Origin of the sequence: Sphingomonas kaistensis (assembly GCF_011927725.1) — a bacterium.
Taxonomy (GTDB): Bacteria; Pseudomonadota; Alphaproteobacteria; order Sphingomonadales; family Sphingomonadaceae; genus Sphingomicrobium; species Sphingomicrobium kaistense.
Genome location: NZ_JAATJC010000001.1, coordinates 2,024,617 through 2,043,306, shown reverse-complemented (window position 1 = coordinate 2,043,306; position 18,690 = coordinate 2,024,617). Strand labels below are relative to the sequence as shown.

Here is an 18,690-nt window from a genome sequence, read left to right as displayed (position 1 = left end):
GCCCGGCCCGGATCAGCCGCTTGCATGGAAATAATCGTAGATCTGGCGCGCCGTCGCCTTGCTGATGCCCGGCGCCTTTTCGAGATCCTCCAGCGCCGCGCCCTTGACCGATCGCGCAGTGCCGAAGTGCATCAGCAGCGCGCGCTTGCGGGTCGGCCCGATGCCCGGCACTTCGTCGAGCGACGAGGTCGTCAGGCTCTTGGCGCGCTTGGCCCGGTGGGTGCCGATCGCAAAGCGGTGGGCCTCGTCACGCAGGCGCTGGAGGTAGAATAGCAGCGGCGCATTGACCGGAAAGGTCATTTCCCGCCCGTTTGGCAGGTGAAACACCTCGCGCCCCTCGCGGCCGTGGTGCGGTCCCTTGGCGACCCCGACCACCGGCACGTCATGGACCCCGGCATCCTCCATGATCTCCAGCACGGCGTTGAGCTGCCCGCGTCCACCGTCGATCAGGATGAGGTCGGGCCACTCCCCGCTGGAGCGGTCTGGATCGTCCTTCTCCAGGCGCTGGAAACGCCGTTCGAGCACTTCCTTCATCATCCCGAAGTCGTCGTCGGTCGCCGCCTTCTTGATGTTGAACTTGCGATAATGGTTCTTGAGGAAGCCCTGCGGGCCTGCGACCACCATGGCGCCGGTGGCGGCGGTGCCCATGATGTGGCTGTTGTCGTAGATCTCGATCCGCTTGGGCATCTCCGCAAGCTCGAAGGCGTCGGCAAGCTCGCGCAGCAACTTGGTCTGTGTGGTGCTTTCGGCGTGGCGGCGGTCGAGCGCTTCCACCGCGTTGCGGCTGGCCTGGTCGACCAATTTCTTGCGGTCGCCGCGCTGGGGACGCTCGATCAGCACCTTGCGCCCGGCCTTCTCGCTCAGTGCGTCGGCGACCAGTTCGGCTTCGGCCACCTCGCGATCGATGAGAATCCGCCTGGGTGGCGGCATGTCCTCGTAGAACTGGATCAGGAAGCTGGCGAAGACCTCCTCTTCGGGAACGTCTGCGGTGTGGGCCGGGAAGAACGCCCGGTGGCCCCAATTCTGGCCGCCACGGATGAAAAAGGCCTGGATGCACATGCTCCCGCCCTTGGCCGCCAGGGCAAAGATGTCGGCATCGCCAAGGCCTTCGGCATGCACCGTTTGCGTGCCCTGGATGTAGGTCAGCGCGCGGAGGCGGTCGCGGAAGATGGCGGCGAGTTCGTAATCCTGCTTTTCCGCGGCCTCGGCCATCTGCTTGGACAGCCGGGCCTGCACCCCGGTCGACTTGCCGGCCAGGAAATTCTTCGCGTCGCCGACCAGTTCGGCATAGGCATCGGGCTCGATCCGCCCCACACACGGGCCCGAGCAGCGGCGGATCTGGTACAGCAGGCAAGGCCGCGAGCGATTGTTGAAAAAGCCGTCGCTGCAGGATCTTAGCAGAAACAGCTTCTGGAGCGCGTTAAGTGTGCGCGTGACCGAACCAGCGCTTGCGAAGGGCCCGAAATACTGACCTTGTACCCGCCGCGCACCGCGATGCTTCTGCACGCGCGGATAGGCATGGTCTTCCCGCAGCAGGATGAAGGGGAAGCTTTTGTCGTCGCGCAGGAGGACGTTGTACGGCGGCCGGAAGCGCTTGATCAGCTGCGCTTCCAGCAACAGGGCCTCGGCCTCGGTGTTGGTGGTAACGATGGTCAGCGAGCGGGTTTGCGACACCATCCGCTGCAGCCGCTTCGACAGCCGCGACACCTGCGTGTAATTGGTGACCCGGTTCTTCAGCGCCCGCGCCTTGCCGACGTACAGCACCTCGCCGCGCGCATCCTGCATGCGGTAGACGCCCGGTCGCACCGGCAAGGTCTTCACGACATTGCGGATGGCCGCGACGCCGGCCTCGAGGTCGGGCGCCTCCCCCGCCCCGGAAACGGTATAGGTGGCGGCATCCTCATTGAAGCGCTCGGTCGCGCGCGGGTGGTCCGGACGGTCAGCCGGTGTGCGGTTCATGCCCCGCATGTAAGGAGTCGGCGGTGGGAGCGAAAGCGCCAGCATCGGGGAAATCCCTGCTGTTGAGGAAGCTGGCGAGCGAAAAGGCGGGGAGAAATTGCCCGATCCAGTAAGACAGGTGGCGCATGTCGGTACGCCGCTCGGTCGGCCACCGGTTGGCCGCTTTGGCCAGGCGGTCAAGATCGATCACTTCGCGACACTGGGCTGATGCGCGATACCGCTCCACGGCGGTTTCGAGGTCCGTGCGGTCAAACGCAGCATGGAAGTCGACATTCTGCTGGCCCCGCTTACGTGGCCTCGAGACTTCCTGGGGCACCAGATCGCCGAACGCCTCCTCGAACAGGAGCCGCCGGTCGGGCGCACTCACCAGCATCGCGCTTGGGATCGACAGCACCAGTTCGAACAATTCTCGGTCGTTCCACGGCGCGAGCAATTCAACGCCAAAGTCGAACCTGCCCAGCGGCATGGGATTGCAGCGATTGGCGGCAATCTCCTGCACCAGGGCGCGAGCGGACGTAGGCGGGCGGGGATCCTCATTCTGAGGGGAGATCGCCTGAAGCTTGCCGCGCATGGCTTCCTTGAAGAATGAGAAGTCGTTGGGAAGGATCGAAGGCTGCCCGCGTTTGCGGCCCGCCTTGTACAATGGCAGCGGAAGCGAACCGCCGAAGCTCTCTCGCACAAGATCACGCATCGTGACCCCGCCCGAGCGCACGACCTCCGCGCTGGCACGAAACCAGGCAACCAGACCTTTCTCGCGCCAGACATCGGACAGATTGAGGAGACCGCCGGTACTGACCGTGAAGTTTCCGCTATCCCCCGTCAGCAGCGTTGGAAGACCCAGGTCCGAGCAAAACGAAAGCTGAGGCCATATCCATCCAAGCGACACCGGCTGATGGATCGGCTCGCCGATCCGGCGATGAAGCTTATCGAGAATGGTCGCGAGCGGCAGCGGCTCTGGCCTGAAAAGATGATGCTCGACGTTGCGAAAGCGAGCGGCGGTAGCAGCGGCGGCTGACCCTTCGTCGAACTGGTAGCGCTCGTCACCATCGGGAAGGTTCGCGCTTGGCAAGGCGGTGAGCGCGTGAACCGTCCGGCCTTCATCCGCAAGCTGGCTGGCGGTAAGCGCGCAAAGAACGCTGCTGTCGCGCCCTCCGCTGAGGTGCACGCCGACCGGACCATCAGCGGGAAGGTTACGGCGCACCACCGCTTCTGCGATCCGGCGAAGCTCTGCCCCTGCCCGCTTCAAGGTCAGATCGTGGTGAATCGCCAGCTTGCGCGGTTCCCACCAGCGGCTGACAGCAAGCTGTCCAGCGCAGGCTCGAACCTCGTGCCCTCCGATGATCCGCTTGATGCCGCGAACCACGGTATCGGAGCTGTCGACGGTAAGGGCTCCGACGAACCGATCGGCGAGCGCGTCGGGATCAACGTTTGCCTGTGGGAAGCCTTGCTGCAGGAGACCTGCGACCGTGCCCGAGAGCAGCAGACCGCCGTTTTCGTCCAGAGCCGCAAACAGGTCGAACGACGATGCCGGAGCGAGCGAGACCAGCCACTCGTCTCCTTCGCGAACGACGACAAAACCATCTTCGATGACATCGGGCCAGCGCCGCAGCGCCTGTGCCAGATCCTCGGTCGTGATCGAGCAAAGATCGTTTCCGGCCTCGCGTCGCCTGACCACCAAGGCTTGCGACCGGTCGGGCAATCGCAGGACGCGCCATTCCATCATCGCGGAGCCAGCGCTATCGACGGTAAACAAAGATCGCGCCGGCGCCTTCACGGCGCCGGCGCGGATCAGGAAATCTAAAGTGGATTCAGGTCGCGGGCCCGCCCCGAGGGTCAACCTGGACAGATCATCAGCTGAAGTTGAGACCGCCATTCCCGTTCGGCGTGGCGTCAGTCCGACCGGCCTTGAGCCGCGATTCCGCTGCACCGGCGACCAGGCGCCGCAGTTCCGGCTTGTTCCAGACCTTCTTCATATACCACCTCTTACGCGCATCATCGATGACTTGCTTAAACCGGGGCCTAACCCAGCTGTTCCCGATGCGCAATCACCCCGTGCTCATTCTCAGGCGGCTGCGGCGATCTTGCCATCCTGGTGATCGGCGAGGATCCATTCCACCGCCTTGCGGGCGTGAAGCGCTGTGGTGTCATAGACGGGAAGGACATTGGCGCGCGGATCGACCGCGAGCACCAGCTCGGTGCAGCCAAGCACGATCGCTTCCACCCTCTTCTTGCCGAGTTCGGTGATCAGGGTCTTGAGCTTGCGCTGGCTTTCGCGAACCACCCGGCCGGCGGCCAGCTCCTCGTAGATGATCCGGTCGACTTCGCTCACCCAGCTTTCCTCGACAGAGGCGAGCTGGATGCCGCGCGCTTCGAAGTGGATGCGGACATGCGGTTCGGTCATGGTGACTCGGGTCCCCAGCAGCGCCACCGAGCGGCGCCCGTCAGCGGCGATCTTCTCCGCCGCGGCTTCACCGATGTGCAGGACGGGCAGCGACAGTGCGGCGACGACCGCATCGTAATGCTTGTGCATGGTGTTGGAGGTCAGGATCAGCGCCTCGGCACCCGCCGCCGCGAGGCGCTTACAGGCGGCGATCACAACCCGCTCGCCGCCAGCCCAGTCGCCGCGGCGATGGAAAGCGGCATAATCGTCCTCGCAATCGAGGCTCTCGATCACCATCCGCGCGCTGTGCAAGCCGCCGAGCCGGGCCGCGACGCCCTTGTTGATATGCTCGTAATAGAGCGCAGTGCTGTTCCAGCTCGCCCCGCCGACGACACCGAGCTTCCTCACGTCTTATCCCCTCGCCCGCTGCCACGATCCTGCAGCGCAATAGTTAACAAGGTTCTTGTCTCGCATGCGGCCCCGCCCGGCAAGCGGGTTAGCCGAGATTCTTGAGTAGTTTAACGCGGCAAAGACGGACTGTTGCGGCGCGGCGACAAAGCGTTGCGGAAGCAAGTGAATGGCCGGTCAGGCCAGTGCCTTGACGATCTCCTCCACCATCTTCTTGGCGTCGGCCAGCAGCATCATGGTGTTGTCGCGATAGAACAGCTCGTTGTCGACACCGGCATATCCGGCGCCCCCCATCGAGCGCTTGATGAACAGCACGGTGCGCGCCTTTTCCACGTCGAGCACAGGCATTCCGTAGATCGGCGAGCTCTTGTCGGTCTTGGCCGCCGGGTTGGTGACGTCGTTGGCGCCGATCACGAAGGCGACGTCGGTCTGCGCGAACTCGCTGTTGATGTCCTCGAGCTCGAACACCTCGTCATAGGGGACGTTGGCCTCGGCCAGCAGCACGTTCATGTGGCCGGGCATGCGGCCGGCGACGGGGTGGATGGCGTATTTGACCTTGACCCCTTCCTTCTTGAGCTGGTCGGCCATCTCGCGAAGGATGTGCTGGGCCTGCGCCACCGCCATGCCGTAGCCGGGGACGATGATGACCTGGTCGGCCTGCTTCATCAAGAAGGCGGCATCCTCGGCAGAGCCGCGCTTGTAGGGGCGGTCGATGACCTCTCCCCCGCCGCTGCTTGCCACCGCGCCGAAGCCGCCGGCGATGACGCTGATGAAGCTGCGGTTCATCGCCCGGCACATGATGTAGCTGAGGATCGCGCCCGAGCTTCCGACCAGGGCGCCGGTGATGATCATCGCGCTGTTGTGGAGCGTGAAGCCCATCGCCGCCGCGGCCCAGCCCGAATAGCTGTTCAGCATCGACACCACGACCGGCATGTCGGCGCCGCCGATCGGGATGATCAGCAGGAAGCCGATGGCGAAGCTGAGGGCGAGGATGGTCCAGAACACCCACGGCGCCTGGTCGCGGGTGAAATAGGCGACCAGGCCGAGGATCGCGACGAGCGTGCCCAGGTTCAGCACGTGCCGCCCTGGCAGCAGGATCGGCGAACCGCCCATGTTGCCGTTGAGCTTCAGGAACGCGATCACCGACCCCGAGAAGGTGATGGCGCCGATCGCAACGCCAAGGCCAAGCTCGATCCGGCTGACCGGGTTGATCATCAGCATCGAGGGTTCGGCGATGGGCGTGATGCGGGTAGCGATACCGAACGCCTCGGGATTGAGGAAAGCGGCGGCGCCGACCAGCACCGCGGCAAGGCCGACGAGACTGTGGAAGGCGGCGACCAGCTGCGGCATCGCGGTCATCTGGATCCGCCGCGCGCCGACGATGCCGATCACCCCGCCGATGGCGATGGCGGCGGCAATTTCGGGAAGCCCGGCGATGTCGTGCGTCGCCAGCGTGGTGACCACGGCGATCGCCATGCCGATCATGCCAAGGCGATTGCCGCGCTGGCTGGTGGCCGGGCTCGACAGGCCTCGAAGGGCGAGGATGAAGCAGATTCCTGCGACGAGATAGGCCAGCATCACCCAGGCCGGCGTCTCGTGCAGGGCGGCAGCGTCGGGAACGGCGGGGAAGCTCACTCGGGCCGCTCCTTCTTCTTGTACATCGCAAGCATCCGGCTGGTCACCGCAAAGCCGCCGAAGATGTTGATCGAGGCCAGCACCACGGCCAGCAGGCCGAGCCACTTAGACACCGGGCTGCCGGCGGCAGCGGCGGCGATCAGTGCGCCGACGATGATCACCGAGGAAATGGCGTTGGTCACCGCCATCAGCGGGGTGTGAAGTGCCGGAGTCACCGACCAGACTACGTAATAGCCGACGAAGCAGCTCAGGACGAAGATCGACAGAATGGAAATGAAGTCCATGGACCTCCCCTCAGGTGCGCCTGGACTGTGTGGCACAGCAGGGGCTCGCTGCTAAGAGCAAAAAACACCCGGCTTTTCTGTCGTTCACCGGACACGAGTTTCCGAATTAATAACCTTTCTGCGCGACAGGGAGGCATGGGCTCGGATCCCGCCAGCACGAAGAAAGAACAAGCGCGGCCTTGGCGGCTGCTGCTGTGGTCACTTGGCGCTGCCCTGTTTTGCTGGGCGGCACAGCTCGGCTTGCCGCTCGAGGTTTATCTCCGGGTTCTGCGCATCACGACCCATCAGAGCAATGCGAGTGGTGACATCGTTTTTGTCGGGATCGACGACAAGAGCCTGTCTGCGGTCGGGGTCTGGCCATGGCCACGGCGCGTGCAGGCCCGCCTGATCGATCAGGCGACCAAGGCCGGTGCCAGCAGCATTCACCTCGACATCATCTATGACAGCCCCTCCAACCCTTCCGACGACCGAATCTTCGCGGATGCGCTGAAGAAATCTTCCCGGGTTGTCCTCGCCGACCGCCATATGCTCGGCACGTCGGGCAATCTCAAGCAACCCGAAACGCGCCCGTTGAGCGAGTTCCGCAAGCATGCGCGCACCGCCAGCATTTCGTCGGTGTACGACTTCGGCGGCATCATCTGGAACAGCACTCTGACCGGCGCCATCGACGGGCGCGAGGTCCCGACCTTCGCCGCCAGCCTCGCGCAACGGTTCAACGAGCCCAACCGGCAATTCTGGATCGATTATTCGATCAGTCCGGAAACCATCCCCTACCTGTCGGCTGCCGATCTCATCGCCGGTAAGTTCAAGCCGGGTGCACTTGCCGGAAAGCAGCTGATCATCGGGCTTAACGCCGATCAGCTGGGCGATCAGTTCTGGATTCCGGGATCGGGCCGAATGGCCGGGGCCAACGTCCAGATTCTCGGGGCCGAGACCCTGAAACGTGGAACGCCAATCTCGCTCGGCACTGCCCCAGGCATGATCCTTGCTCTGCTCGCCACGCTGGCAGCGCTATTCGCCAAGCGTCCGCGCAGCATCGCTCCCCTCGCCCTCACCGCCGCGCTGCTTGTCCTCCTGCTTGGACCACTCGCGCTTGAGCGCTTCTACATTTCGGCCGACATCGTGCCTGGCCTTTTGATGCTGACCATCGTCAGCAGCCGCCTTGCATTCCTGCGCTGGAAACGGCGCGGCCGGGTTCATGAGCAGACCGGCCTGCCCAACTTCGCTGTGCTGCGCTCGTCAGGCAAGATCGACCGCGCCCTGGTCCTCGCCAAGATCCACAACCATGCCGAGATCACCAGCGCGCTGACCGAGGCTGAACAGCAGGATGCCTATCGCCAAGTGGTGGCCCGGCTGTCGGCTGGCGCCCGCAACGACCTGCACCAGGGCGACGACGGCACTTTCGCCTGGACGCTTCCGAACGGCGCTCCAATCGGCAACCACCTCGAAGCGCTCCACTCGATCTTCCGCTCCCCCGTTCAGGTCGCCGGCCGGCAGATCGACATCGCTGTCACCTTCGGGGTCGAGCTCGGGGTTTCGCGGACCCTTCCCAACCGCATCGGCAGCGCGGTGCTCGCGGCCGACGAGGCCTGGGCCGAGGGCCTCCGCTGGAAGCTGCATGACCCTGCCCGCCAGGAAGAGGTCAATTGGCGCGTCTCGCTCCTGGGCGAGCTCGACCAGGCGATCGACCAGGGCGAGGTGTGGCTGGCCTATCAGCCGCAATTCGACATCAAGCAGGGCAAGATCACCGGAGCGGAGGCGCTTGCCCGCTGGACCCACCCGACCAAGGGACCGATCAGTCCCACCGAGTTCGTAGCCGCCGCCGAAGCCAATGGCCGCATCGGCAAGCTGACCGACTTCGTGCTGGACCGCGCGATCAGTTCGGGCGCGGCGATCAATCGCCGGGGCATCGAGTTCCAGATCGCGGTCAACCTGTCGGCCCGGCTGCTCGCCGATCGCGACCTGTTGGGTCGGATCGAAACGATGCTGTCCGCTCACGGCCTGCCGGCCTCGCGGCTGACGCTCGAGCTGACCGAGACCGCCGCCCTCCAGGATGCGGAGAGCGGCCTCGCTACCCTGACGGCGATGCGTGACCTCGGGATCCGGATCGCCATCGACGATTATGGCACCGGGCTGTCGACCCTCGAGTATCTGAAGAAGATCCCGGCCAGCGAGATCAAGATCGACCAGAGCTTCGTCAAGTCGATGCGGGTCAACCGCTCCGACCTTATCATGGTCCAGTCGACCATCGCCCTCGCCCACTCGCTGGATCGTTCGGTGGTGGCGGAAGGCGTCGAGGACCAGCAATGTCTCGACGATCTGCGCAAGATGGGCTGCGACATCGCCCAGGGCTTCGCCATCGGCCGCCCGATGGGCGTACGCGAGCTCGTGCAGCGGCTGCAGATCCGCTCGACCCGCCGGGCCGCTTAACCTTTAACCCCAGACTATTTCGATCGCTGTTGCCAGCGATGCTGTTCGTGCGCGCCAAGAATATGGCTAATCGACATGCTTAATTGTTTGCTAACCGTATCGATTAGGGTTAATACTGCTCCCAGAGCGACGCTCATCGTCGCGCAACAGGGAGCAGAACCATGTGGAATTTCTGGAACTGGGTGTGGGGCTCTGGCGCTGCGAGCACCGGCGGCCGCGGCTGATTAAGCCTCGGTTTTAGCTAGCTAAAACTTGCAACTTGAAGCGCGTCGCGACCCTGGTCGCGGCGCGCTTCTGCGTTGTGGCGGGATGCTTAACTAGCTGCTGCCCGTGAGACGGCACCCGATTCGCTCGGGATCGTCATGCTTAACGTGAAGGCACGTCCGGACAGACGGCGCAGGTCCTTCAGGCCTTCTTCAGCGCGCCGGCCTTGTGAGCCGCCTGCTTGCCGTCATCGGTTTCGACCAGATACTCGGGATTGTCCTTGCTCGCCGCCACATGGTGGCCCTTGATGTCCGTCGGGCTGGTGATCTTCTTGACCACCTTGCCATGCGCGGTCCCGCCATGGCTCGACCAGCTGACCTTGTCGCCCGCTCTAAAGCTCTTTTCGGTCACTGTGCACCTCCTCGTTCCTGTTTTCTTGGCAACGAAGCGCCTCCCGGCTTGGCTCCCGTTCGAGGCTACGGCACAAGGGCGGCATGGCGGGGGAACTGGGCGGACAAGGGTTACACGACGCGCTGGTGATCCTGGGCGCAGCCGGAGTGGTTATCCCGGCCTTCGCGCGGTTCCGGATTTCGCCCGTGATCGGGTTCATCCTGGTCGGCGCCGCGGTCGGTCCGGCCGGGCTCGGGTCGCTTGCGGACGAACACCGCTGGCTTGCCGCGATCACCATCGCCGACCGCGAAAGCATCGAACCCTTCGCCGAAATCGGCATCCTGATGCTGCTGTTCGGCATTGGCCTCGAACTGAGCTTCCGCCGCCTGTGGGCGATGCGGGGCCGGGTGTTCGGGCTCGGCGGGCTGCAGATGCTTCTGACAGGCCTGCTGTTCAGCGCTGCGCTGATGATGGTCGGCGCCCTCGAGCCCCTGCCCGCGGCCGTGCTGGGCCTCGCCCTGGCGATGAGCTCGACCGCCCTGGTGATGCCGCTTGCCGGCACCGCGACCACCACCGGGCAAACCGCGCTTGCCATCCTGCTGCTCCAGGATCTCAGCCTGGTCCCACTGCTGCTCCTGCTCGATGCCAAGAGCAGCCCCGACGCGCTGATCGGCGTCCTGGTCGGCGGCGTCGCCGTGATCGCGGTGCTGCTGCTGGTCGGCCGCTTCCTCCTGTCGCGGCTGTTCGCGCAGGCTGCCCGGACCAAGAGCCCGGAGTTGTTCCTCGCGATCAGCCTTCTCACCGTCATGCTGGCCAGCCTTGCCACCGGCTCGGTCGGCCTTGGGGCGGTCGCGGGCGCGCTGATTGCCGGATTGCTGATCGCCGAAACCGACTATCACGCCGAAGTCGAGGTCATTACCGCTCCGTTGCGTGGGCTTGCACTCGGCATCTTCCTGATCACGGTCGGGATGCGGCTCGACCTTGCCGAACTGATCGCGGGCTGGCCGCAGCTGCTTGCGGCGACGGTTGCGGTGCTGGTGGTCAAGGCGCTGGTGATCGTCGCCCTGCTGCGGTGGCGGCGCAGCCGGACCGGCACGGCGGTGGAGACGGGCCTGCTGATGGCGAGCCCGTCCGAGCTGACCCTGATCGTGCTTGCCAGCGCGCTTGCGGCCGGGGTGCTGGGCCCCGGAACCGCGGCCTTCTGGACGCTAGTGACCGCGATCGGGCTGACGCTAACGCCCCTGCTTGCCGCAGCGGGTAGGAGGATGGCGCGGCGGATCGATCCGCAAGCTCTCGCCAGCGGCGCGTCGGACACCAGCGGCGTGACCCTGATCTTCGGGTTCGGCCGGGTCGGGCGTATCGTCGCCGACATGATGATCGAGCATAACCGACCCTATTTTGCGGTCGACGGCGACATCGACTGTGTCGCTGCAGCGCGCGAGCAAGGCTACAAGGTCATCTTCGGCGATGTCGCCCGCGGCGATGTGATGGACCGGTTCCACCTGTCCGAGGCGGCCGCACTGGTGTTGACGATGGACGACCCGGTGCTGACCGTGCGGCTGTCACGCGACATCAGGGCAAGCTGCCCCGACCTGTCGATCGTCGCCCGCGCCCGCGACGGCGCGCATGCAGCGCAACTCTATCGCGCGGGAGCCACCGATGCGGTTCCCGAGACGATGGAAGGCTCGCTGCAGATGAGCGAGGCGGTGCTGGTCGACATTGGCGTCGCAATGGGCCCGGTGATCGCCTCGATCCACGAAAAGCGCAGCCAGCTTCGCGCGCAGATCCGCGAAGCCGGTGAGCTGACCGAGGAGCCGGCGCTGGGGCGCAGGCGCTAGGCCGACACCTTCGCCAGCGCCTCGCGGATGGCGGTCAGGGCCTGGTCCGCTTTGCTGCCGTCCGGACCACCGCCCTGCGCCATGTCGGGGCGGCCTCCCCCGCCCTGCCCGCCAAGCGCCGCGACCGCCGCCTTGACGAGATCGACGGCGTTGACCTGGCCCATCAGGTCCGAGGTGATCCCGGCAGCGACCGACGCGCGGCCATCGTTGACCGCGATCAATGCCGCCGCTCCGCTACCAAGTTGCTTCTTCATCGCGTCGATTTCGCCGCGCAAATTCTTGGGATCGAGCCCCTCGACCACCCGGCCGAGGAACTGGATGCCGGCGACGTCTTCCGGACCGCTCGCATTACCGCCTGAACCACCGCCGAGCGCGATCTGGCGCTTGGCATCGGCCAGCTCCCGCTCCAGCCGGCGGACCTGTTCGGCCATGGCGGCCACGCGCTGCGGCGCTTCCTCGGGCGAAGCCTTGAGGCTGGCAGCGATGGCGCGCAGGCGATTGTCGCGCTCGATCAGCCACTGCCGCGCGCCTTCACCGGTCAAGGCCTCGATCCGCCGCACGCCGCTGGAGACAGCGCTTTCGGACACGATCTTGAACAGGGCGATATCGCCCAGCGCAGTGACGTGCGTACCGCCGCACAGCTCGACGCTGTAGGTGCCGTCATCGGCCTTCCCCATCGAGAGGACGCGAACCTCGTCGCCATATTTCTCACCGAACAGCGCCATGGCGCCTTCGGCGATGGCTTCGTCCGGGCTCATCAGGCGGGTCGACACCGGCTGGTTGTGGCGGATGTGGGCGTTCACCTCGGCCTCGATGGCGGCAAGGTCGTCGGGGCTGAGCGCGCTGTTGTGCGCAAAGTCGAAGCGCAGGCGGTCAGGCGCCACCAGGGAGCCTTTCTGCGTGACGTGCGCGCCGAGCCGGTGGCGCAGGGCGGCGTGGAGCAGGTGGGTCGCGCTATGGTTGGCGCGGATCGCACGGCGCCGCTCCTCATCGACCTTCTGGGTCAGCGTGTCGCCGACCTTGAGACTGCCCTTGGCAATCCTGGCGCGCAGCAGGTGGAGCTTGCCGAGCTGCTTCGAGGTGTCCTGAACGTCGGCTTCGAAGCCGTTGAGGCTGCTGAGCTTTCCGGCATCCCCTACCTGTCCGCCGCTTTCGGCATAGAAGGGGGTCTGGTTGAGGAGCAGTTGCACTTCCTCGCCCTCGCCTGCCTGCTCGACCCGGGCACCGTCACGGACGATGGCGAGCACGACGCCCTCCCCGTCATGTCCGGCGTAACCGGTGAATTCGGTCGCTCCATGTTCCTCGACGAGGTCGAACCAGACTTCTTCCGACGCGGCCTGCCCCGAACCCTTCCAGGCGGCACGGGCGCGAGCCTTCTGCTCGGCCATGGCGGCGTCGAAGCCGGCGCGGTCCACCCCCAGGCCCTGCGCGCGCAGCGCGTCTTCGGTCAGGTCGTAGGGAAAGCCGAACGTGTCATAGAGCTTGAACGCCGTCTCACCCGGCAGCGTCCCGCCTTCGCCCATCGTGGCGGTCGCTTCGTCAAGCAGGCGAAGACCGTTCGACAGGGTCTGCCGGAAGCGGGTTTCCTCTTGGCGGAGCGTGGCCTCGATCAGCGGCTGGGCGCGGATCAGGTCGGGGTAAGCGGCGCCCATCTCGGCTGCAAGCGCGGGCACGAGGCGGTGCATCAGCGGCTCGGCCGCGCCAAGGAGGTGCGCGTGGCGCATCGCGCGGCGCATGATCCGGCGCAGGACGTAGCCGCGCCCCTCGTTGGCCGGAAGCACGCCGTCGGCGATCAGGAACGAACAGGAGCGCAGGTGATCCGCGATCACCCGGTGCGACGCCTTCTGCTCGCCCTCCGCGCGCGTGCGGGTCAATTCCTCGGAGGCGTGGATCAGCGCCTTGAAGGTGTCGGTGTCGTAATTGTCGTGCACGCCCTGCAGCACGGCAGCGACGCGCTCCAGCCCCATTCCGGTGTCGATCGACGGCTTGGGCAGGTCGGAGACGATGACGTCATTTTCCTGCAAGTGCTGCATGAAGACGAGGTTCCAGATTTCGACGAACCGGTCGCCATCCTCGTCGGGGCTGCCCGGAGGACCACCGGGGATATGGTCGCCATGATCGAAGAAGATCTCGCTGCAGGGGCCCGAGGGACCGTCGGGGCCCATCGCCCAGAAATTGTCCTTGGTGGCGATGCGGATGATCCGCTCTTCCGGCAGCCCGGCGATCCGTTTCCACAGCGACGCGGCCTCGTCGTCGGTATGATAGACGGTGACCGTCAGCCGGTCCTTGGCGAGACCCCACTCCCCCGTCAGCAATTCCCAGGCAAGCGTGATCGCCTGGTCCTTGAAGTAATCGCCGAACGAGAAATTGCCGAGCATCTCGAAGAAGGTGTGGTGGCGCGCGGTGTAGCCGACGTTGTCGAGGTCGTTGTGCTTGCCACCGGCGCGAACGCACTTCTGCGAGGACACCGCAGTCGAATAGGGCCGCGTCTCCAGCCCGGTGAAGACGTTCTTGAACGGCACCATGCCGGCGTTGACGAACATCAGGGTGGGGTCGTTCTGCGGCACCAGCGGCGCCGAGGGCTGGCGGCTGTGCCCGGCGCTCTCGAAATAGTCGAGGAACGAGCGGCGAATGTCGTTGGTCGAAGTCATGCGCGCGGCTGTATCACGGCGATGCTGCGCTGCGAAAGAGTGAGAAAAGACACCGCCCCGCGCCGTCAAGGATCGGCGCGGGGCGGTCGGCAGGCTTCAGCGGGCCAGCTTCTTGTAGCTGGTCCGGGTCGGACGGTCCGCTTCCGGGCCGAGGCGGCGCTTCTTGTCTTCCTCATAGGCTTCGAAATTGCCTTCGAACCATTCGACGTGGCTGTCGCCCTCGAACGCCAGGATGTGCGTCGCCAGACGATCGAGGAAGAAGCGATCGTGGCTGATGACCACCGCGCAGCCAGCGAAGTTCTCGATCGCTTCCTCGAGCGCGCCAAGGGTTTCGACGTCGAGATCGTTGGTCGGTTCGTCGAGTAGCAGGACGTTGCCGCCCTGCTTGAGCATCTTGGCCATGTGGACGCGGTTGCGCTCACCGCCCGACAGCTTGCCGACGTTCTTCTGCTGGTCGGGGCCCTTGAAGTTGAAGGCTCCGACATAGGCGCGGGTGGATGTGTCCTGCCCGTTGACCTTCATGTAATCGAGGCCGTCGGAAATCTCTTCCCAGACGTTCTTCTTGGGATCGAGATGATCGCGGCTCTGGTCGACGAAGCCGAGCCGCACCGTTTCGCCCACCTCGACCTTGCCGGCGTCGGGCTGCTCCTTGCCGGTGAGCATCTTGAACAGCGTCGATTTGCCCGCGCCGTTGGGTCCGATGACCCCGACGATCCCGCCCGGCGGAAGAGTGAAGCTGAGATTCTCGAACAACAGCTTGTCGCCATAGGCCTTGGTCAGGTTATCGACCTCGATCACCTTGCCACCAAGGCGCTCGGGGACCTGGATGACGATCTGGGCCTTGCCGATGCGGCGATCATCCTGCGCGTCCTGAAGCTGCTCGAACTTGCGGATACGGGCCTTGGACTTGCTCTGGCGTGCCGCGGGGGTCTGCCGGATCCACTCCAGCTCGCGCTGCAGCGCCTTCTGCTTGCCGCTCTCCTCGCGGCTTTCCTGCTCGAGGCGTTTCGCCTTCTTTTCCAGGTAGGTGGAGTAGTTTCCTTCGTACGGATAATAGGATCCGCGATCGAGCTCGAGGATCCATTCCACCACATTGTCGAGGAAGTAGCGGTCGTGGGTGATCATCAGCACCGCGCCGGCATATTCCTTGAGGTGGTTTTCCAGCCACTTGACGCTTTCGGCATCGAGGTGGTTGGTCGGTTCGTCGAGCAGCAGGATCGACGGCTTCTGGATCAGCAGGCGGGTCAGCGCGACGCGGCGCTTTTCACCGCCCGACAGGTCGGTGACCGGGCTGTCCGATGGCGGGCAGCGCAGCGCTTCCATCGCGATCTCGAGCTGGTTGTCGAGCGTCCAGCCGTCGACCGCGTCGATCTTGCCCTGAAGCTCGCCCATCTCCTCCATCAACGCGTCGAAGTCGGTATCGTCCTTGGGATCGCCCATCTCGGCCGAAATGGCGTTGAAGCGATCGACCATGTCGGCGACCTCGCGCGCGCCGTCCTTGACGTTCTCGAGCACCGTCTTGGAGGTGTCGAGTTCGGGCTCCTGCTCAAGGTAACCGATGGTGATGTTCTCGCCCGGCCAGGCCTCGCCGGTGAAGTCGGTGTCGAGGCCCGCCATGATCTTGATCAGGGTCGACTTACCAGCGCCATTCGGTCCGACGATGCCGATCTTGGCGCCCTGGTAGAATTGCAGGTTGATGTTGCTGAGGGTCGGCTTGTTCGCGCCGGGGAAGGTCTTCGTGAGACTCTTCATCACGAAGGCGTATTGAGCGGCCATGGGGTCGCGTGTCCTTATTCTTCAAGCTGGTTCGGGGTTGCGAGCCAGATAGTCCCTTCGCGCGGCTTTGCCTAGCGTCAGGGCTCACCCTGCGGCCGCGGGAGCAGCAGCGCGAGGAGCTTGGCCCGGCACTCCCCATCGATCACACCGTCGATGCAGTCAGGCCGGAAGCGGCGCTGGAACGCGATCACCGCCTTCCAGCTGTCGCTGACGTCATAGCCGAACCGCTCCAGCGCGAGGAGGAATGCGGCGTCGGACCAGTGCGGATCGATGAGGTTGCGGGTCGGGCTGGGCAGCGCCAGGCGACGCTTGGCGAGCGCTTCCCACGGGAACAGCTCGCCCGGATCCTCCTTGCGGGTCGGGGCGATATCGGAATGGCCGACGACGTTGCCGCGGCCGATGCCGTGGCGATCCTTGATCCGGGCGACCAGCGGGATCAGCGTCGCGATCTGCTCGTCGGGGAAGGGACGATAGCCGAACTCGTGGCCCGGATTGACGATCTCGATCCCGATGCTGGCGCTGTTGATGTCGCGGGTGCCGCGCCAGTAGCTTTTGCCGGCGTGCCACGCGCGGCGCTCTTCAGGGACCAGGCTGTAGAGCGTCCCGTCCTCGTCGAGGCAATAATGGGCGGAAACCTTGGCTTCCGGTGAGCAGAGCCGGTCGAGGGCCCCTTCGCAGGTCGGCATGCCGGTGTAATGGAGCACGATCATCGACACGGGCGCGGCGCGCTCGTCATGGTTCGGCGATGGGCGAGAGATGGCGTCCACGGGCCCCAAGGGACAGGCCGCGGCGCCGAAGGTCAAGCGTCTTGTGTTCAGGCGGCTTTCGTCACCTGGTCACGGTGACGGTAAAGGCCGCGCATGTCGCGATCGGCCTCAAGCGTGGGGGCCTGCCCGATTACCGTCTCCCCTGCACCAAGCATCAACCAGCCGTCGGGCGCGAGCGCCGACGACAAACGTTGAAAGGCATTCTTGCGCGTATTGTCATTGAGATAGAGCAGGACGTTACGACACAGGATCAGGTCGAATTTGCCTGGATGCGGTGCCGGCTCGAGGATGTTGTGCACCTGGAAGCGGAGCGACTTGCGCAACACCTCTGCCGCGCGCCACCCTCCGGCCCCTTCCTCGAACCAGCGGATCATCTGCTGAATGCCAAGCCCGCGCTGGACCTCGAACTGGGTGTAGGTGCCTTCCCGGGCGCGACCGACCATGCTTTCGCTGACATCGGTGCCGAGAATGTCGATCGTCCACCCGGCCCACCGCGCCGGATCTTCGGCGAACAGCATGGCGAGGCTGTAGACCTCCTGCCCCGCCGAGCAGCCGGCTGACCAGATGCGGATCGTCCGCGTGGATTCGCGGCGCCGGATCAGTTCGGACAAGGCGGTCGTGCGAACCAGGTCGAACGGCGTCCGATCACGAAAGAAGTAGGTTTCGTTGTTCAACAGGGCCTCCACCACCCGGGTCGAGAGACTGGGTTCACGGCCCATGACGAGGATGGTGATGAGCTCGTCGATGCTGGTGATGCCTCGTTCGCGGAGGAGCTGGGACAAGGCCGTCTCCAGCCGCCAGCGCCGGCTCATCGTTAGCTGCTGCCCTGTCCTCGCCTCCAGCAAGCCGGCAAGAATGCGCGAGCTGGAGTCACTTATCTGCATGAAAATGACCAATCCGGGACGCAACACGGCGAGCGAGCTTTTCGGGGGGCAGGATGGCCGAGGCGAGGCCAGCATCGGCAACCGCCCGCGGCATGCCCCAGACGGCGCTGGTCGCTTCATCCTGGACCAGCACCGATCCGCCCGCGCGAACCATGGCCGCCGATCCTTCGACGCCGTCGCGGCCCATGCCGGACAGGATCACGGCAACCGCTCCGGTCAGGCCTGAACCAGCCACCGACGACAGCATCGGGTCGACACTCGGAAGACATCCGCTTGCCGCCCGCCCGCGGACCAGGTGGACCCGGAGCGAGCTTGGTGAAGTGCCTTCGATCGTCAGATGCGCGTCACCCGGGGCGATGACGATCTCGTCGGGCACAAGCGTTGCGCCTTCCACCGCGATGCGCGCCGGGCGGCGCGCGGCGGCGCTCAGTTGACGCGCGAAGACGTCCATGAACGGTACCGGCAGATGCTGGGTGACGAGGATGGGCACGCCCAGGACCGGCGGAAGCTGTCCGAAGAAGCGGCCAAGCGCGTGGATTCCGCCCGTCGACGCGCCGATCGCGAGAAGCGACAAGGGATCGACCCCCATCGCCTGCAGCGGAGCGACCCGCGCGGTCCGGGCCGACGCTGGGGCTTCCGCCTCGACGTGGCCAAGGGCCCGAATCTTCTCGATCAGGATATCGGCGAAGCGGCCCTGGATGCGCCCAGTTCCCGGCTTCAGCAAGGTGTCAGCGGCGCCTTGGGCCAGCGCCGTGACGGTCGCCGCGGCCCCGTCCTCGGCAAGGCTGGAGACGACCAGCACGCGCGCGCCGCGGGCGGCGGCGATGATTTCGGGAAGTTTGCTCAGGCCCCCGGCGCCGGGCATTTCCAGGTCGAGCAGGATGACGTCGACGGAAACGCGGGCAAGGGCTTCGACCGCATCCTCGGCGGTCCCCGCGACGGCGGAAATCTCGATCCCGCCGCCAAGCTCGACCATCCGGCTGAGAACCGCGCGGGCGACCATCGAATCATCGACGATCATCAGCCGCAGATTGCGCCGGTCGGACGCCGACGCCGCAGTTCTATGGGCGAGCGCCGGAGCCAC

The 18,690-nt window shown here is 65.4% G+C and carries 14 protein-coding genes; 2 read left to right on the top strand and 12 right to left on the bottom strand.

Going from position 1 to position 18,690, the window contains the following annotated elements:
- Positions 1–12 precede the first annotated feature (12 nt).
- The 6 genes from uvrC to GGQ97_RS09965 all read right to left on the bottom strand — a co-directional run bounded on the left by uvrC (position 13) and on the right by GGQ97_RS09965 (position 6,666).
- Positions 13–1,959, bottom strand: a complete 1,947-nt coding sequence (gene uvrC, locus GGQ97_RS09985; RefSeq protein ID WP_168069209.1) for an excinuclease ABC subunit UvrC — start codon at positions 1,957–1,959, stop codon at positions 13–15.
- Positions 1,940–3,796 carry an asparagine synthase-related protein gene (locus GGQ97_RS09980; protein WP_168069207.1) on the bottom strand — a complete coding sequence of 619 codons (1,857 nt, stop codon included), beginning with the start codon at positions 3,794–3,796 and terminating at the stop codon, positions 1,940–1,942. The genes uvrC and GGQ97_RS09980 overlap by 20 nt, the downstream gene beginning before the upstream one ends.
- A gap of 13 nt (positions 3,797–3,809) precedes the next feature.
- Positions 3,810–3,932: a hypothetical protein gene (locus GGQ97_RS14540; RefSeq protein WP_280740506.1), complete on the bottom strand. Its 123-nt coding sequence runs from the start codon at positions 3,930–3,932 to the stop codon at positions 3,810–3,812.
- Positions 3,933–4,021: 89 nt separating this feature from the next.
- On the bottom strand, positions 4,022–4,747 hold the full coding sequence (locus GGQ97_RS09975) for an amino acid racemase (protein WP_168069205.1): 726 nt from the start codon (positions 4,745–4,747) through the stop codon (positions 4,022–4,024).
- A gap of 177 nt (positions 4,748–4,924) precedes the next feature.
- Complete coding sequence (locus GGQ97_RS09970) at positions 4,925–6,325, bottom strand: NAD(P)(+) transhydrogenase (Re/Si-specific) subunit beta (RefSeq protein ID WP_168070956.1); 1,401 nt, start codon at positions 6,323–6,325, stop codon at positions 4,925–4,927.
- A gap of 53 nt (positions 6,326–6,378) precedes the next feature.
- Complete coding sequence (locus GGQ97_RS09965) at positions 6,379–6,666, bottom strand: proton-translocating transhydrogenase family protein (RefSeq protein WP_168069203.1); 288 nt, start codon at positions 6,664–6,666, stop codon at positions 6,379–6,381.
- A gap of 135 nt (positions 6,667–6,801) precedes the next feature.
- On the opposite strand from GGQ97_RS09965, the gene GGQ97_RS09960 reads away from it, so the two are divergent.
- Positions 6,802–9,096, top strand: a complete 2,295-nt coding sequence (locus GGQ97_RS09960) for an EAL domain-containing protein (protein ID WP_168069201.1) — start codon at positions 6,802–6,804, stop codon at positions 9,094–9,096.
- Between the two features lie 405 nt (positions 9,097–9,501).
- Here GGQ97_RS09960 and GGQ97_RS14390 read toward each other — a convergent pair whose 3' ends face one another.
- Positions 9,502–9,711 carry an HVA1 family protein gene (locus GGQ97_RS14390; RefSeq protein WP_168069199.1) on the bottom strand — a complete coding sequence of 70 codons (210 nt, stop codon included), beginning with the start codon at positions 9,709–9,711 and terminating at the stop codon, positions 9,502–9,504.
- A gap of 83 nt (positions 9,712–9,794) precedes the next feature.
- On the opposite strand from GGQ97_RS14390, the gene GGQ97_RS09950 reads away from it, so the two are divergent.
- Complete coding sequence (locus GGQ97_RS09950; protein WP_168069197.1) at positions 9,795–11,528, top strand: cation:proton antiporter domain-containing protein; 1,734 nt, start codon at positions 9,795–9,797, stop codon at positions 11,526–11,528.
- On the opposite strand, the gene alaS is transcribed toward GGQ97_RS09950, so the two are convergent.
- The 5 genes from alaS to GGQ97_RS09925 all read right to left on the bottom strand — a co-directional run bounded on the left by alaS (position 11,525) and on the right by GGQ97_RS09925 (position 18,690).
- Positions 11,525–14,179, bottom strand: coding sequence for an alanine--tRNA ligase (gene alaS, locus GGQ97_RS09945; RefSeq protein WP_168069195.1), 2,655 nt, complete (start codon positions 14,177–14,179; stop codon positions 11,525–11,527). The genes GGQ97_RS09950 and alaS overlap by 4 nt on opposite strands.
- A gap of 96 nt (positions 14,180–14,275) precedes the next feature.
- Positions 14,276–15,955, bottom strand: coding sequence for an energy-dependent translational throttle protein EttA (gene ettA / locus GGQ97_RS09940; protein WP_168069193.1), 1,680 nt, complete (start codon positions 15,953–15,955; stop codon positions 14,276–14,278).
- A 77-nt stretch (positions 15,956–16,032) separates the two neighbouring features.
- Positions 16,033–16,665 carry an N-acetylmuramoyl-L-alanine amidase gene (locus GGQ97_RS09935; RefSeq protein WP_209022997.1) on the bottom strand — a complete coding sequence of 211 codons (633 nt, stop codon included), beginning with the start codon at positions 16,663–16,665 and terminating at the stop codon, positions 16,033–16,035.
- A 104-nt stretch (positions 16,666–16,769) separates the two neighbouring features.
- The gene (locus tag GGQ97_RS09930) at positions 16,770–17,633 is read right to left on the bottom strand and encodes a CheR family methyltransferase (RefSeq protein WP_342448509.1); all 864 of its coding nucleotides are present in this window, start codon (positions 17,631–17,633) and stop codon (positions 16,770–16,772) included.
- A complete protein-coding gene (locus GGQ97_RS09925) occupies positions 17,593–18,690 on the bottom strand; it encodes a chemotaxis protein CheB (RefSeq protein WP_342448508.1) in 1,098 nt (365 codons plus the stop codon). Before GGQ97_RS09925 ends, GGQ97_RS09930 begins: the two co-directional genes overlap by 41 nt.